The sequence below is a fragment of the Nocardia sp. NPDC019219 genome, assembly GCF_040632645.1.
GTDB classification, from domain to species: domain Bacteria; phylum Actinomycetota; class Actinomycetes; order Mycobacteriales; family Mycobacteriaceae; genus Nocardia; species Nocardia sputorum.
Genome location: NZ_JBEYCG010000009.1, coordinates 160759 through 176822, shown reverse-complemented (window position 1 = coordinate 176822; position 16064 = coordinate 160759). Strand labels below are relative to the sequence as shown.

The 16064-nt window shown below is 67.7% G+C and carries 16 protein-coding genes; 12 read left to right on the top strand and 4 right to left on the bottom strand.

Annotated elements, in window-relative coordinates; translation table 11 throughout:
* Positions 1-9: 9 nt before the first annotated feature.
* From panD to ABZ552_RS18805, 10 genes are all read left to right on the top strand, one after another.
* Positions 10-429 carry an aspartate 1-decarboxylase gene (gene panD / locus ABZ552_RS18850; protein ID WP_039794666.1) on the top strand — a complete coding sequence of 140 codons (420 nt, stop codon included), beginning with the start codon at positions 10-12 and terminating at the stop codon, positions 427-429.
* Positions 430-446: 17 nt separating this feature from the next.
* Entirely contained in the window at positions 447-1244 is a 798-nt protein-coding gene (locus ABZ552_RS18845) for a type III pantothenate kinase (protein ID WP_159841920.1), read from the top strand.
* Between the two features lie 181 nt (positions 1245-1425).
* Positions 1426-2034, top strand: a complete 609-nt coding sequence (locus ABZ552_RS18840) for a cysteine dioxygenase family protein (protein WP_357438603.1) — start codon at positions 1426-1428, stop codon at positions 2032-2034.
* Positions 2035-2042: 8 nt separating this feature from the next.
* On the top strand, positions 2043-2465 hold the full coding sequence (locus tag ABZ552_RS18835) for a rhodanese-like domain-containing protein (protein ID WP_281880699.1): 423 nt from the start codon (positions 2043-2045) through the stop codon (positions 2463-2465).
* A 262-nt stretch (positions 2466-2727) separates the two neighbouring features.
* Complete coding sequence (gene lysS / locus ABZ552_RS18830; protein ID WP_357438721.1) at positions 2728-4227, top strand: lysine--tRNA ligase; 1500 nt, start codon at positions 2728-2730, stop codon at positions 4225-4227.
* A gap of 115 nt (positions 4228-4342) precedes the next feature.
* Positions 4343-4702, top strand: a complete 360-nt coding sequence (locus ABZ552_RS18825) for an Lsr2 family protein (protein WP_159841924.1) — start codon at positions 4343-4345, stop codon at positions 4700-4702.
* Between the two features lie 230 nt (positions 4703-4932).
* Positions 4933-5532: an FHA domain-containing protein gene (locus ABZ552_RS18820; RefSeq protein ID WP_281876999.1), complete on the top strand. Its 600-nt coding sequence runs from the start codon at positions 4933-4935 to the stop codon at positions 5530-5532.
* Positions 5533-5660: 128 nt separating this feature from the next.
* Positions 5661-6215 carry an anthrone oxygenase family protein gene (locus ABZ552_RS18815; RefSeq protein WP_357438600.1) on the top strand — a complete coding sequence of 185 codons (555 nt, stop codon included), beginning with the start codon at positions 5661-5663 and terminating at the stop codon, positions 6213-6215.
* Positions 6216-6334: 119 nt separating this feature from the next.
* Complete coding sequence (locus ABZ552_RS18810) at positions 6335-7246, top strand: alpha/beta fold hydrolase (RefSeq protein WP_281919406.1); 912 nt, start codon at positions 6335-6337, stop codon at positions 7244-7246.
* 290 nt (positions 7247-7536) lie between these two features.
* Positions 7537-10092, top strand: a complete 2556-nt coding sequence (locus ABZ552_RS18805) for an ATP-dependent Clp protease ATP-binding subunit (RefSeq protein ID WP_281877001.1) — start codon at positions 7537-7539, stop codon at positions 10090-10092.
* A 73-nt stretch (positions 10093-10165) separates the two neighbouring features.
* Here ABZ552_RS18805 and ABZ552_RS18800 read toward each other — a convergent pair whose 3' ends face one another.
* The 4 genes from ABZ552_RS18800 to ABZ552_RS18785 all read right to left on the bottom strand — a co-directional run bounded on the left by ABZ552_RS18800 (position 10166) and on the right by ABZ552_RS18785 (position 14039).
* Entirely contained in the window at positions 10166-10972 is an 807-nt protein-coding gene (locus ABZ552_RS18800) for an LLM class flavin-dependent oxidoreductase (protein WP_357438595.1), read from the bottom strand.
* 17 nt (positions 10973-10989) lie between these two features.
* Positions 10990-11259, bottom strand: coding sequence for a hypothetical protein (locus tag ABZ552_RS18795; protein ID WP_281877003.1), 270 nt, complete (start codon positions 11257-11259; stop codon positions 10990-10992).
* 329 nt (positions 11260-11588) lie between these two features.
* Complete coding sequence (locus ABZ552_RS18790) at positions 11589-12299, bottom strand: response regulator transcription factor (RefSeq protein ID WP_357438592.1); 711 nt, start codon at positions 12297-12299, stop codon at positions 11589-11591.
* A gap of 33 nt (positions 12300-12332) precedes the next feature.
* Positions 12333-14039: a histidine kinase gene (locus ABZ552_RS18785; protein WP_357438588.1), complete on the bottom strand. Its 1707-nt coding sequence runs from the start codon at positions 14037-14039 to the stop codon at positions 12333-12335.
* A 239-nt stretch (positions 14040-14278) separates the two neighbouring features.
* Here ABZ552_RS18785 and ABZ552_RS18780 point away from each other — a divergent pair, with 239 nt between their 5' ends.
* Positions 14279-15181 (top strand): ABC transporter ATP-binding protein, encoded by a 903-nt coding sequence (locus tag ABZ552_RS18780; RefSeq protein WP_281919153.1) that lies wholly within the window; start codon positions 14279-14281, stop codon positions 15179-15181.
* On the top strand, positions 15178-16041 hold the full coding sequence (locus tag ABZ552_RS18775; RefSeq protein WP_357438584.1) for an ABC transporter permease: 864 nt from the start codon (positions 15178-15180) through the stop codon (positions 16039-16041). The genes ABZ552_RS18780 and ABZ552_RS18775 overlap by 4 nt, the downstream gene beginning before the upstream one ends.
* Positions 16042-16064: the final 23 nt, after the last annotated feature.

The window sequence follows — 16064 nt, the reverse complement described above, 5'->3', positions numbered from 1 at the left end:
GTCGACGCAATGCTGCGCACCATGATGAAGTCGAAGATCCACCGTGCCACCGTGACGCACGCCGATTTGCACTATGTCGGCTCGGTCACCGTGGACCAGGACCTGCTCGACGCCGCCGACCTGCTGGAAGGCGAGCAGGTCTGCATCGTGGACATCGACAACGGCGCCCGCCTGGAGACCTACGTCATCGCCGGTGAGCGTGGTTCCGGGGTGATCGGGATCAACGGCGCCGCCGCGCACCTGGTGCACCCGGGCGATCTCGTCATCCTGATCGCCTACGGTCAGCTGAACGAGCAGGAACTCGCCGAGTACGCCCCGAAGGTGGTGTTCGTCGACGAGCGCAACCGCCCGGTCGAGCTCGGTTCCGATCCGGCCCACGCGCCGGAGGGCTCGGGCCTGACCTCGCCGCGTTCGCTGTCGTTCGTCTGAGGAGCGGCGACCCGGACATGCTGCTGACCATCGATGTCCGCAACACGAGTATCGAACTCGGTCTGTTCTCCGGTTCCGGAGCGCATTCGAAACTGGTTCGGCACTGGCGGATGCACACCAATCCGCTGCTGACCGCCGACGAATTCGCCATGCAGGTGCGCGGGCTGGTCGGCGCGCAACTGGACGAGGTGATCGGCGTCTCGGCGCTTTCGACGGTGCCGCCCGTGCTGCGCGAACTGCGCGGGATGCTCAGCCAGTATTGGGGACACGTTCCGCACGTGCTGGTGGAACCCGGTGTGCGCACGGGGATTCCGCTGCTGGTGGACAATCCCAAAGAAGTGGGCGCCGACCGCATCGTCAATTGCCTGGCCGCATACCAGCGGTATTCCGCGCCCGCGATCGTCGTCGATTTCGGCACGGCGATCTGTGTGGATCTGGTGTCGAAGAAGGGCGAGTTCCTCGGCGGAATCATCGCGCCCGGGGTGGAGATCTCCACCGAAGCCCTGGTGGAGCGCAGTGCGCTGCGGCGGGCGGAGCTGACCAGGCCGCGGTCGGTGCTGGGCAAGAACAGCATGGAATGCATGCAATCGGGCGCGGTGTTCGGTTTCGCCGGACTGGTGGACGGCCTGATCGATCGGATTCGCGACGAGTTCGACGCCTTCGCCGGCGACGACGTCGCGGTGGTGGCGACCGGCGCGACCGCGCCATTGATCGTCCCGGAATCGGAAACGATCGACGATCACGATCCACACCTCACGCTGACCGGGCTGCGACTCGTATACGAACGCAACCAGCGGCGCAAGGGAAGTGTCTGATATACGCGGTGTTGGATTTGTCGCAGGACCGGGAGTTGTCGGCACCGCGTCGTCTGCTGTTAAACTCCCTCTCGTGACGTTCTACGCGAGCACCCAGGAGTGTTGTCGAGGCTGACGTGCCTCGACCGATCGAGGCTGAGTTCCCGTCCTCGACCGATACCTTCCTCCTGGAGATTCGCTCATGCGTTCTTCTGTTCTTTCCCTTTCTTCCGCGCGTACCGCGCTGTCGGCTACCCCGCCGGTAGAACGTTCGGTGGCACCCGCCTTACCCACCCGGTTGCGCCCCGCCGATCTGCTGCGGCTGACCGACGAGGGCGCCGAGGACGTGCTGGCCGGGCGATACGACCACCTGCTTCCCGCCGGTGGGAACTGGCCGGCGGACGAGCGCTGGGCGGCCAGGCTGCTCACGGACGACGAGGTGGACGTCTGGCTGATCAGCTGGACGCCGGGCAAGTCGACCGAGCTGCACGACCATGCGGGATCGCTCGGGGCGCTCACCGTACTCAGTGGGGCGCTGTCCGAATACCGTTGGAACGGAACGGAACTGCGCTGCCGCACGCTCGCGGCGGGTGACCAGGCGTCGTTCCCGATCGGCTGGGTGCACGACGTCATGCGCGCGTCGGCCGCCGTGCCGGGCGCCGCCGAATCCGTGGGCCCGCTCGATCCGACGCTGAGCGTGCACGCCTATTCCCCGCCTCTCACCGCCATGTCGTATTACGAGGTGACCGGTCACGGCACCCTGCGGCGCACCCGAACCGTCCTCACCGACCAGCCCGAAGGTGACATGTGATGACCCGTTTGACCATCGATCAGATGCTCGAGAACGCACGGGCGCAACTCGACCGGATCTATGCCTTCGAATTGCCGGAAGCCATCGAGCGCGGCGCCATTCTGGTGGATATCCGGCCGCAGGCCCAACGCGGGCGGGAGGGCACCTTGCCGGGTGCTCTGGTGATCGAGCGCAATGTCCTGGAATGGCGGCTGGATCCCACCAGTTCCGCCCGCCTGGCGCTAGCCGCCGATCACGACGTGGAATGGATCGTCGTCTGCTCGGAGGGCTATACCTCCAGCCTGGCCGCCGCCGCGCTGCAGCAACTCGGACTGCACCGGGCGACCGACCTGGTGGGCGGCTACCAGGCGTTGAAGGCGGCCGGACTGTTGAACGTCGCCGTCGGGGCGCCGCACTTCGCGCGGGAGGCCGACGCGCTCGCCTTGCTGTAATTCCCCCGTCAACACTTCCATCTCGAAATAGCCGGTCGCGCAGGCGTTTTCGCACACAGCATGATGCGCACCGGCTATTTCGCGTCTTTGGCGGGCGAGCCGGGGTGTCCAGGGCGGGGTGTCGCATCGATACCGTTTCGTTACTCCGGGTCGGAGTCCGGGCGGCGCGCAAAACGATTTCCGGTGCACGCTAGGGTTGTTCGATGTGAGCACCCCGAACTCTGCATCTTCCAGCGCATCGACATCGGATTCGCGGCCTGCCGTGGCGCCCGGCGCCGACGATGCCCCGGAGCAGATACGGATTCGCCGGGAGAAGCGGGAGCGGCTGCTGGCGGCCGGTGGCGAGGCCTATCCCGTCGTGGTGCCGCGCACACATACCCTGGCGGAAATTCGGGCCGCATATCCGGACCTGGCCGCCGACACCGCCACCGGGCAACAGGTGGGAGTCGCCGGGCGCGTCATATTCCTGCGTAATACCGGCAAGTTGTGTTTCGCGACACTGCAGGAGGGCGACGGCACCAAGCTGCAGGCGATGATCAGCCTCAACGGGGTCGGCGCGGACGCCCTCGCCGCCTGGAAGGCCGACGTCGACCTCGGTGACTTCGTTTTCGTGCACGGTGAGGTCATCTCCTCACGGACCGGGGAACTGAGCGTCATGGCCGATTCCTGGTTCATGGCGGCGAAGGCCCTGCGACCGCTGCCGGTGGCGCATAAAGAGATGAACGAGGAGTCGCGGGTCCGGCAGCGCTATGTGGACCTGATCGTGCGCCCGGAGGCCAGGGAAATGGCCCGTACGCGCATCGCCGTGGTGCGCGCGCTGCGCGCCGCGCTGGAGCGCAGGGGCTTCCTCGAGGTGGAGACGCCCATGCTGCAGACGCTGCACGGCGGCGCGGCGGCCCGGCCGTTCGTCACCCATTCCAATGCCCTCGACATGGACCTCTACCTGCGCATCGCGCCCGAGCTGTTCCTGAAGCGCTGTGTGGTGGGCGGCTTGGAGCGGGTCTTCGAGATCAACCGGAACTTCCGGAACGAGGGCGCGGACTCCACCCATTCCCCCGAGTTCGCGATGCTGGAGACGTACCAGGCATACGGCACCTATGACGACTCGGCGGTCATGATCCGGGAATTGGTGCAGGAAGTGGCTCAGGAGGCCTTCGGTACCCAGGTGGTGACCCTGGCCGACGGCACCGAATACGATCTCCGCGGCGAGTGGGCCACCGTCGAGATGTACCCTTCGCTGTCGGACGCGCTGGGTGTGCAGGTCACTCCGGAAACGTCGGTCGCCGAATTGCGCGCGCTCGCCGATCGGGTCGGTCTGGAAATTCCGGAGGGCAAGGGCTACGGCCACGGGAAACTCGTCGAGGAACTCTGGGAACATCAGTATGGCGACAAGCTGTACGCGCCGACTTTCGTGCGCGACTTCCCGGTGGAGACCTCCCCGTTGACCAGGCAGCATCGCAGCGCCGCGGGCGTGACGGAGAAGTGGGATCTCTATGTGCGCGGCTTCGAGTTAGCCACGGGCTATTCGGAGTTGGTCGACCCGGTGATCCAGCGCGAGCGGTTCGTCGATCAGGCCCGGCTGGCCGCGCAGGGTGACGACGAGGCTATGGTGCTGGACGAGGACTTCCTCGCGGCGATGGAGCACGGCATGCCGCCGACCACCGGAACGGGTATGGGAATCGATCGGTTGTTGATGGCGCTGACCGGATTGGGAATCCGAGAAACGATACTGTTCCCAATTGTGCGTCCGGTCACCAGGTGACCACTGGATTGCAAAGCAGCGGCTCCGTCTTGGAATTTCCGGAATTCGGGGTATTCTTGCCTCGGGTAATCGGCCTAGTATGCGGGTCGCACGATTTCGAGAGGACGTTCATCTCATGGCAAAGAAGGTCACCGTTAGCCTGATCGACGATGTCGACGGTGAGTCCATCGCGGACGAGACCATCGAGTTTGCGATCGACGGTGTGTCGTACGAGATCGACCTGTCGTCGGCAAATGCGGCGAAGCTGCGCGACGGTTTGGAGGAGTGGGTTACGAATGCCCGCCGGGTGAGCGGCCGCCGCCGGGTCAAGGCCGCCGCGGCTGCCACGGGCACTCCCAAGAGCCGGGTCTCGATCGATCGGGAACAAAGCGCCGCAATTCGTGAGTGGGCGCGTCGGAATGGGCACAAGGTGTCCGCGCGGGGCCGCATCTCCGCCGACATCACCGACGCGTACAACAAGGCCGCGAAGGGATAGTTCTTTTTCCGGCCGCCGTCCCGGCGAATCGTGCGACGTCGGGGCGGCGGTCTTGTTTGTGATAGGGCTTCGATATAGCAGCGAGACCAGATCACACGGCAGGCCGTCCGCGGCGGATGAATCGATCTTGCTCGCGGTACCCGGACGCGGCACCATGGAAACGTGCGACGGTCACTGGCGGTATGGAGAGGTGAGGTATCGGCACAGTGACAGGATTCGTCGGATCATTCTTGCGGTTCACCGATGACGCCGGCCGGCAGCAGGAGTTCACGCTGACCCCCGACCGCGGGCGCGTCACCATCGGCCGCTCCCCGCATGCCGATCTCGCTCTGAGCTGGGACGCCGAAGTCTCCCGGCTACACGCGGCGGTCGAATACCTGGGTGCGCACTGGACCATCGTGGACGACGGCCTCTCCCGCAACGGCACGTTCGTCAACGGGGACCGGCTCGTCGGCCGCCGCAGGCTGATGGCGGGCGACGTCATCCGGGTCGGCACCTCGCGGGTGTCCTTCCACGACTTCGGCGCCGTGTCCGACGACATCACCCGTACGTCCACCGGCTCGATACCCACCGCGCGCTCGCTCACCGAAACACAGCGCTCGGTTCTGATCGCGCTGTGCCGTCCGTACAAGCACGGCGCGGGTTTCGCCACTCCCGCCTCGAATCAGCAGATCGCCGAGGAGCTGTTCCTCAGCGTGGACGCGATCAAGACCCACCTGCGCGCCCTGTTCGCGAAGTTCGGGGTGGAGGATCTGCCGCAGAACCAGAAGCGCGTGCGGCTGGCGGGACTGGCCATGCAGAGTGGGCTCATTTCCGATCGGGATCTGTGAGACCTCCACCGTAGACGCTCGCGCAGGCGGTCGAGCTTCTCGACCATGGAGAGTCACCGGGGCAGCGGCTTGACTGGGACACGCAGCCGGAGCGACGACTCCGGACGGTTTCCCAGCAGGAGGAAGTCATGACCGCCACCCGCCTCGCCGCACTGGTGCTCGCCACGCTGGCGACGGGCCTGATCGCGGGCCTGTTCTACGCGTACGTCAACTCGGTGATGCCCGCGCTGGCCCGCACCGACGATCGCGCCATGATCGACGTGATGCAGAAGATCAACGTGGTGATCATCAATCCGTGGTTCATGATCGCCTTCCTCGGCACGGTGGGGTTCACCATCCTGGCGGCGGCGCTGCACCTGGGCCGAGAGCACCGGAGCACGCTGATCTGGATCGTGCTCGCGCTGGTGCTCAACGTCGTCGCCTTCGCGGTGACCTCGGGGCTGAACGTCCCGCTCAACGACCAGCTGGCCGCCGCGGGCGACCCGGCGTCCATCACCGACCTCGCCGCGGTGCGCGCCGACTTCGAATCCGCCTGGGTCCGCTGGAACCTCCTGCGCGGCGTCCTGCACACGCTGGCCTTCCTGGTGCTGTGCGGCGCGCTGGTCGTCGCGGGCGTGCAGCAGGGCAAGGCATCGGCCGCGGCGCCGCACCACGCCTCGGCGCCCGCCTTCGGTCAGAGCTAGTTTCCGCGACGACCCGCCGGAATCTGCCTCGTCTGGGCCACTCCGTGCGGTAGCTTCCCGGGAAGACGAGACCGGACCGGGAGGCTATCGTGCGGCGTGTCCCAGGCTTTTCGTTGTTCATCGTTCTGCTCGTAGCGGTATGCGCCACCGCGGGCGCGGCCGACGCGCAGGAGCGATATCCGGTCGAATTCAACTTCTTCGCGGGCATTCCCGCCGAACTGTCCAATCCGGGCGGCTCGCTGCCCGGCACCAACGACTGGTCCTGCCGGCCCAGCTCCGAGCATCCGAACCCGGTGGTCCTCGTGCACGGCACGGGCGGTGGCGCACAGACGAATTGGGGCGTGTACGCGCCGTTGCTCGCCAACGAGGGCTACTGCGTGTACTCGTCCACGTTCGGCGCCTACAACCTGCCGTGGCCCGCGTCGGCCATCGGGGGCATGCTCCCGATCGAGCAGAGCGCGGCCCAGCTCGCCGCTTTCGTCGACCGGGTGCGCGCGGCGACCGGCGCGCGGAAGGTCGATCTCGTCGGCCATTCCCAGGGCAACTTCATCGGCAACTACTTCGTCAAACGGCTCGCGGGCGCGGGCAAGGTGGACAAGATGGTCGGTCTGGCCCCGCCGTGGCAGGGCTCGAACGCCTATGGCATGGCGGACCTGAACGCGTTCGGTACGCGCCTGGGCCTCGGCCCGCTGTTCGACGCCGTGGCCGGATCGCCCTGCAATGCCTGCCGCCAGGTGCTGCAAGGGTCGGAGTTCGTGCGCGCGCTCAACGCGGACGGCGTCTACCACCCCGACGTGACCTACACCAATATCGCGACCGTGCTGGACGAACTGGTGGTGCCGTACACCTCCGGATTGGTCACCGGCCCGCACGTGACGAACATCGTGGTTCAGGACGGCTGCTCGACGGACTACTCTGGGCATACGGGCATAGCGGGCAGCAAGAGGGCCGCGACCTACGTGCTCAACGCGCTCGATCCCGCTCATCAACGCCCGGTGCCCTGCGGTTTCGTCGACCCGTACACGGGGTAGGCAGCCGAGGTCGTACGTGTGCGGCGCGGATCCGGTCGGCGGACGGTTTGTTCGCTGAGGGCAAAACCCGGCCGGAAACGAATCCCCCGCCGCCCACGTTATGAGTGAATGACCGTGCTGTCGCCGGTCGGCAATAGGGTGGACCGGCGGCGGTGGCATCCCCCGCCAACTAGAGTGGAGGCGGGGGCCGCAACCCCCGGGCTTCATGGCAGGCTGACGCCCACGGTTGTTGTACACAGCACACTGCGGCGTCTGTTGCCAGAATGTCGGAGCAGGAGAGTGAGGGAGCGATGTTCGAGAGGTTCACCGACCGCGCGAGGCGTGTCGTTGTCCTGGCCCAGGAAGAGGCCCGGATGCTCAACCACAACTACATCGGCACCGAGCACATCCTGCTGGGGCTGATTCACGAGGGTGAGGGCGTCGCGGCCAAGTCGCTGGAGTCGCTCGGCATTTCGCTGGAAGGCGTGCGTAGCCAGGTGGAGGAGATCATCGGCCAGGGCCAGCAGGCCCCGTCCGGTCACATCCCGTTCACCCCGCGCGCCAAGAAGGTGCTGGAGCTGAGCCTTCGCGAGGCGCTGCAGCTCGGTCACAACTACATCGGCACCGAGCACATCCTGCTCGGCCTCATCCGTGAGGGTGAGGGTGTGGCGGCGCAGGTGCTGGTGAAGCTGGGCGCCGATCTCAATCGTGTGCGCCAGCAGGTCATCCAGTTGCTGTCCGGGTACCAGGGCAAGGAGCCGGTGGAATCCGGTTCCCGCGGCGAGGCGGGCACCCCGTCCACCTCGCTGGTGCTCGATCAGTTCGGCCGCAACCTGACGCAGGCCGCGCTCGAGGGCAAGCTCGACCCGGTCATCGGCCGCTCGAAGGAGATCGAGCGCGTCATGCAGGTGCTCAGCCGCCGTACCAAGAACAACCCGGTGCTGATCGGCGAGCCCGGCGTCGGCAAGACCGCCGTCGTCGAGGGGCTCGCGCAGGCCATCGTCAACGGCGAGGTCCCCGAGACGCTGAAGGACAAGCAGCTCTACACCCTCGACCTGGGCTCCCTGGTCGCGGGCAGCCGCTACCGCGGTGACTTCGAAGAGCGCCTGAAGAAGGTGCTCAAGGAGATCAACACCCGCGGCGACATCATCCTGTTCATCGACGAGCTGCACACGCTGGTCGGTGCGGGCGCCGCCGAGGGCGCCATCGACGCGGCCTCGATCCTGAAGCCGAAGCTGGCCCGCGGCGAGCTGCAGACCATCGGCGCGACCACCCTCGACGAGTACCGCAAGTACATCGAGAAGGACGCCGCCCTGGAGCGCCGGTTCCAGCCGGTGCAGGTCGGCGAGCCGACCGTCGAGCACACCATCAACATCCTCAAGGGTCTGCGCGACCGCTACGAGGCGCACCACCGCGTCTCCATCACCGACGGCGCGCTGGTGGCCGCCGCCACCTTGGCCGACCGCTACATCAACGACCGGTTCCTGCCGGACAAGGCGATCGACCTGATCGATGAGGCGGGCGCGCGGATGCGCATCCGTCGCATGACCGCGCCGCCGGACCTGCGCGAGTTCGATGACAAGATCGCCGAGGCGCGCCGGGAGAAGGAGTCCGCGATCGACGCGCAGGACTTCGAGAAGGCCGCGCGACTGCGTGACAAGGAGAAGCAGCTCCTCGCCAAGCGGGCCGAGCGGGAGAAGCAGTGGCGCTCCGGTGACCTGGACGTCGTGGCCGAGGTCGACGACGAGCAGATCGCCGAGGTGCTGGCGAACTGGACCGGTATCCCGGTGTTCAAGCTCACCGAGGAGGAGACCACCCGTCTGCTCCGTATGGAGGACGAGCTGCACAAGCGGATCATCGGCCAGGAGGACGCGGTCAAGGCCGTCTCCAAGGCCATCCGCCGTACCCGTGCCGGCCTGAAGGACCCGAAGCGTCCGTCCGGTTCGTTCATCTTCGCCGGCCCGTCCGGCGTCGGTAAGACCGAGCTGTCCAAGGCACTGGCGAACTTCTTGTTCGGCGACGACGACGCGCTCATCCAGATCGACATGGGCGAGTTCCATGACCGCTTCACCGCCTCGCGGCTGTTCGGCGCCCCTCCGGGCTACGTCGGCTACGAGGAGGGCGGCCAGCTCACCGAGAAGGTGCGCCGCAAGCCGTTCTCGGTCGTGCTGTTCGACGAGATCGAGAAGGCCCACCAGGAGATCTACAACACCCTGTTGCAGGTGCTGGAGGACGGCCGCCTCACCGACGGCCAGGGTCGGACCGTGGACTTCAAGAACACGGTGCTGATCTTCACCTCGAACCTCGGCACCTCGGACATCTCGAAGGCCGTCGGCCTGGGCTTCTCGCAGTCCAACAACGAGGGCTCGAACTACGAGCGGATGAAGCTCAAGGTCAACGACGAGCTGAAGAAGCACTTCCGGCCCGAGTTCCTCAACCGCATCGACGACGTGATCGTCTTCCACCAGCTCACCAACGAGCAGATCGTCGAGATGGTGGACCTGATGATCGGCCGCGTCGCCACGCAGCTGAAGAACAAGGACATGGCGATCGAGCTCACCCCGACCGCCAAGAACCTGCTGGCCAAGCGCGGCTTCGATCCCGTGCTCGGTGCCCGGCCGCTGCGCCGCACCATCCAGCGCGAGATCGAGGACCAGCTGTCGGAGAAGATCCTCTTCGGCGAGATCGGTCCCGGCCAGGTCATCCAGGTCGATGTCGAGGGCTGGGACGGCGAGGGCTCCGGCGAGGACGCCAAGTTCACCTTCACCGGCAAGGCGAAGCTGACCAAGGCGCAGTCCGAGGAGAAGCCCGAAGTCGTGCTGACCGGCGCGGCGGAAGGCGCCACCGAGGCTGCCTCGGGCGAGTAAGTCGCGAAAGAAAGCCCGTGCCCACCGTATGGCGGTCGGCGCGGGCTTTTTCGTATTCCGGTGGCAGATCGCGTCAGGAACTCGATGCGGTGAAGTGAGCGAGGATCGGTGCGAAGTCGTCGGCGAGTTCGCCGGGCACGATCACCTCGTCGATGCCGTACTTCTCCCGGCGGTGCTCGAGGATCTCGGCGGCGGCCGACGGCTCCGCCGGAAGCATGCCCGCCGCGCCCCCGTCCCTGAGCTCGTCGGCGTTCCGGCCGAGCTTCGTCGCGGTCCAGATCGGGAGCCGCTGCCCGATGCCGACCACCTGATGGGTGAAGCGCAGGTGGCGGTCGGTGCCCTCTCGCGTGGTGCGAACCAAGTCGGCCAACTCGGCCTCGGTGGCGGCGGGCCCCGCGGCGAGCAGGATGCGGTCGGCGAATTCCGCCGCGGTCCCCAGCATCCTGGGGCCGTTGGCGGCGATCACGATCGGCGGGGCGGGGTTCACTTCAGCGCGCACGGCGGCGATGGTGGCGACCACCTGCGCGCGTCGTTGTCCGGGCGAACCCCAGGACGCCCCCAGCCACTGCGCTTCGGCGGCGGCGTCCGGTCGCCCCGAGCCGATCCCGAGTTCGAAGCGCCCGTCCGACAGCAGTTGCAGGGCCGCGGTCTCGCGGACGGTGGCGGCGGGGGTGCGCAGCGGTGCGGCGAGGACGTTCGGGCGCAAGCGAATGGTCGTGGTGACGGCGGCCGCGGCGGCGAGGGCCGGGAACGGTGAGGGGGTGAACCGGGTGTCGGGCAGCAGAAGGGTCCGGTAGCCGCGCTGTTCGGCGGCGGCGGCCGCGCGCGCCCAGTCGACTCCCGAGCGCGGGGTGAGGACGATTCCGAAGGTTATGGTCATGGGTGGGATCTCCTGATCTACTGCTTGCCGCGGCGCCGCGGTTCGCTCAGGACGGCGAGCCTGCTGCGGTATTGCTCCTCCGTGATCTCGCCGCGAGCGAACGCGGTGCGCAGCGCGCCGATACCGCTCGCACGCCCGATGAACCGCCGCCGGGCGAACACCAGCACCGCCACGACGGTCAGCCAGAACAACAGGGGGAAGATCCAGAAGAACGGCCAGGGGTGCCAGGCGCCGTCGTAGTGGTCGGCCAGGAAACCCACTGCCTCGGGTCGAGTGAAAATGTTCATGCGAAAAGACTGCGCCGAGGGGCCCGTCCGGGCATCGGTCGCGCGTCGTCACTCGGAATACGTTCGGATACGTACGCTCGAAGTGGCTCGTGGTCCTTGCACGAGGATTTACCAATTATTTGCTGAGGCGCGTTATCCCTGCAAAATAGCGTTCGCTGAAGAATTGCCATCGGACGATATCCCGGCGTTGGGGTGCCGGCGCCGTACCAATTTCGGCGTCGTCCGCCTCTGCCGACGGCAGCCACGCGAACAACACGGGAAGGCGATGTGCGAGCCGTAGCGTCCGCTGGAATCATTGAGAAATGAATTTGATCGGCAAGAACCGTTCCTCACTGCCAGCCCGGGCGGACGAGCCCTGATTCATAGGCCAGCACCACCAACTGGGTGCGGTCCCTGGCGTGCAGTTTGGCGAGAATCCGGCTGACGTGGGTGCGGGCGGTCGCGGGACTCATGTAGAGGCGTTCCCCGATTTCGGCATTGGTCAGTCCCTCGGCGACCAGAGCCATCACCTCGCGTTCGCGGTCGGTGAGCTCGGCCAGCGTGGCGGGCGGCGGTGTTTTGGCGCGCGCGGAGAACTCCGTGATCAGTCTGCGGGTCACGCCGGGGGACAGCAGCGCGTCGCCCGCGGCGACCACCCGGACGGCTCGTACGAGATCGGCCGGTTCGGTGTGCTTGACCAGGAATCCGGCCGCGCCGGAGCGCAGCGCCTCGAAGACGTACTCGTCGAGCTCGAAGGTGGTCAGCACGACCACGCGCACCTCGGCCAGTCGCGGGTCCTCGGCGATCATGCGGGTGGCGGCCAAACCGTCCAGGATGGGCATGCGGATGTCCATCAGGACCACGTCGGGGCGCAGGCTGCGGGTCATCCGCACGGCCTGCTCGCCGTTGTCCGCCTCGCCGACCACCTCGATGCCGTCCTGGGCGTCCAGCAGCGCGACGAAACCGCCGCGCACCAACGCCTGGTCGTCGGCCACCAGCACCCGGATGCCGCCGGACGGAGTGGACGCCGAGTCCGCCTGGGCCGGATCTTGGTCGTGCATCGGTCTCCTCTGCGTGGGGCCGCCTCGTCGCGGTCAGTGCTGCGCGCGACCGCCGGAGGTGCTCGGCCGACCGGTGGTATCGGCGGGTCGGCCCGGCGACTCGGCCTCGCTGGGGCCGGTGGTGGTCGACGTGCCCGCGGCGGTGGAGCGCGATGTCTCGGCGTCGGTCGGCGAAGCGCCCGGCCTCTGCGCGCCCGGTTCCGTCACGCGCGATGCTGTGCCGTTTTGCGCGGTTCTTCGCGCTGTGGCGGCGCTGGGTATCCGTGTGCTGGTCGCGGAGTCCTGCTCCGGCGTCGTGTTCCGTGCCTGCGTTGGTGATGTCGCGGTGTTGTGGACTCGAGCTTCTGATACCGCGTTGTTCCTTGCCTGTCCTGGTGATGTCGCGTTGTTCCGGGCCTGCGCTTTCGACGCCCCGGTGTTCTTGCCCTGTGTGGGTGACGCCGTGCCGTTCCGAGTCGGCGTTTCGGATGAAGCCGAGTCGGTCCCGGCAGCGCCGGGTTCGGGTGTCCTCATCGGAAGCCGCGCCGCGACCCGGAACCCGCCGCTGGGGCGCGGGCCCGCGGTGAGCGCGCCGCCGAGGGCGTGGGCGCGCTCGCGCATGCCGATGATGCCGTTGCCGCCGCCGGTGCCGGAGCGCGTGGGGGCACTGGTCGGGCGGCTGTTGTCTACGGTGATGTCGACCGAGTCCGGGGTGTAGCGCACGGTCACCGTGGCCTCGGCTCCTGGTGCGTGGCGGAGCACGTTGGTCAGCGACTCCTGCACGATCCGCGCCGCCGCCACGTCGATCACGCTGGGCAACTGCTGCGGCGTGCCGAGCACTCGCGTGCCGACCGTCAGTCCGGTGGCGCGCGGGCGCTGCAACAAGTCGTCCAAGTCGCCGATGCTCGGAGCGGGAGCCCGTGGTGCGGGCGGCGGCTCGGCAGCTGTCGTGCGGGGGGCGCTCTCCTCCGCGTCAGCCGCAGGCATCTGCTCGGCCGAAGTTGTGGGCGCGCTGCCGGAACGGATCGTGTGCAGGAGCGCGTGCACCTCGGCGAGAGCGTCGCGACTGGCGTTCTTGATCGCAGTGAGCGCCGTCTCCGCCTGCTCCGGGCGTTTGTCGAGCAGTTCCAGGGCCACCGAGGACTGCACGTTGATCATCGAAAGGCTGTGGGCCAGCACGTCGTGCAGCTCGCGGGCGATGGCGAGCCGCTCTTCGCTGGCTCGCCGCTCGCGCTGCGCTTCCTCGTCCCGCTGCGCGGCCTCGGCGCGCTGCCTGCGCGCGACCAGCACGGCCTTGCGCTGCCGGATGCCCTCGGCCGCCAGCAGCAGCACCGACAGCCACGCCATCAGCGCGAACACCTGCCACAGGTCGGCGGGGCGGCCCAGCAGCGCGGGCAGCGGCCAGACCAGCGCCAGATACCCGAGCGGGACCAGCGGATAGGTCCACCACCGTGATCCGCTGCTCGCGGCGGTCAAGAACGCGACGACCAGTGCGACGAAGATCGGGCCGTACCCGTAGCCCCGCAGGAAGTACGCCAGACATACGGCGAGCACGACGATCAGCACGGGCACCGGCTGTACGCGCCGCCAGACCAACGCCACCGGCCCGGCCAGCAGCAGCACGTAACCGAGCGCGTCGAGGGAGTGCACTCCGGTCTGCCGCATATTCGCGAAAGTGCCTCCGACCACTTGAACCGCGGCGACGACGAGCGCGACGCCCCAGTCCCAGCCGACCGAACTCCGATCCGTAATCCCTGCCACCCGCACGCACGTAGCCTATGCGGCCCGGTCGTGATTCGACGTCCGCCTGGGAACGTATTTCGCCGGAATAGCGCCGATTCGGATATTCGCCGACGGATCGGCCTCCCCGGACACGACCGCGCGCCGGCTGACTCGGCACGGCCGCGCAGCCGCGAACGACGGCCGTCGTTCCAGCTACGTATGCCGATCGTCGCCCGGCGACGGATGTCCGCATCGGGTCGGCGGCGGATTCTCGAGGCATGACAGATTCGATCGTGGTCACCCGCGGGTTGACCAAACGCTACGGGGAGCACACCGCTGTCGACGATGTGAGCATGAGCGTCGCGGCCGGCGAGATCTACGGCTTCCTCGGCCCGAACGGCGCGGGCAAGACCACCACACTGCGCATGCTGGCCGGGCTGATCCGTCCGAGTGAAGGCACGGCCACGGTCGCGGGGCGTCGTCCCGGTGATCCGGCGGTGGTCCGCCGGATCGGCGTGCTCATCGAAGGCCCCGGCTTCTACCCGTACCTTTCCGGCCGGGATAACCTGCGCGTGCTCGCCCAGTATCGCGGGCTCGGGCGGCCGGAGGTGGAGGACGTGCTCGAGCGGGTGGGGCTGGCGAGTCGCGCCGAGGACAAATACCGCACGTACTCGCTGGGCATGAAGCAGCGCCTCGGCGTGGGCGCCGCCCTGCTCGGCGATCCGGACTTGCTGATCCTGGACGAGCCGACGAATGGCCTCGACCCCGCCGGTATGGCCGAAATGCGGGAACTCATCACCACTTCGGCCGCCGAGGGCCGCACGGTGCTGCTGTCGAGCCACATGCTGAGCGAAGTGCAGGCGATCTGCGACCGGGTGGGCGTGATCGCGCAGGGCAGGCTGCTCACCGAAGCGACCGTCGCGGAGTTGCGCGGGAACTCGTCGCTGCTGCTGCGGGCCGAGCCGGTGGAGGTGGCCTTCCCCGCGGTGCGGCGGCTGGTGGGCGAACGCTCGGCGCTGCTGACCGCGAAGGGCATCCGGATCGAGTCGGACACCGTCACCGCCCCCGCGGTGGCCCGCGCGGTCGTGGCGGCGGGCGCGGATCTGCTGGAGCTGCGGGCCGACGAGAAGTCCCTGGAGGAAGTGTTCTTCGAGATGACGCGATGGGAGGCCGCGCGATGAACGGCATGGCGATCCGCGACCTGGTCGCGAGCACGAAGGCCGAAATGCTGCGGCTGCGGAAGTGGCCGGCGTTCTGGATCGTGCTCGGCACGTGGATTCTGCTGAATCTCACATTCGCCTATCTGTTCAACTATCTGGCCTACACCTCGGGGGAATCGAGCCGGATGTCCAACGGACTGCCGCGCGAGGCGCTGCTGCGACAGATGTTGCCCGCCGCGGTGCCCGAAGTGTTCACCCAAGGCATGGCCATGTTCGGCGGCGCGTTGATGCTCATTCTCGGCGCCTTGACGGTCGGCAGCGGGTATGGCTGGGGCACCTGGAAGACCGTGTTCACCCAGGGGCCTTCGCGGGTGCGGGCGGTCGCCGCGGTGGTGGTGAGTCTCGCGGCCGTGGTGGTGGCGTTGGTGTGCACGGCGTTCGTCACCGACATCGCGGTGGCCGCGCTGATCGCGGCGTCCCAGTCGCAGCCGCTCGCCCTGCCCGCGCTGGACCGTTCACTGCTCGGGATCCTCACGGGAGTAGTCATTCTCGGCATGTGGACACTGGCGGGCGCGCTGATCGGCGCGATCGCCCGTGGGCCCGCGCCGGCGGTGGGGCTCGGCCTGGTCTGGGTGCTGGTGGTGGAGAATCTGCTGCGCGGCGTCGCCGGGATCTTCGCTCCGATCGAGGTGATCACCGATCATCTGCCCGGCACGGCGGCCGGGTCGCTGGCGGGGGCGATGCGCACTGTGGACGGTCCTGCCACGCCAGGCGTGCTGCACGTGCTCGGCCGGACCGAATCGCTGGTCGTACTGGTGGCCTACCTGGTGCTGTTCGCGGGCGGCACGATCTGGCTACTGCGCGAACGCGATCTGGTGTGAACCACGAGGGGTGCCGAAACCGT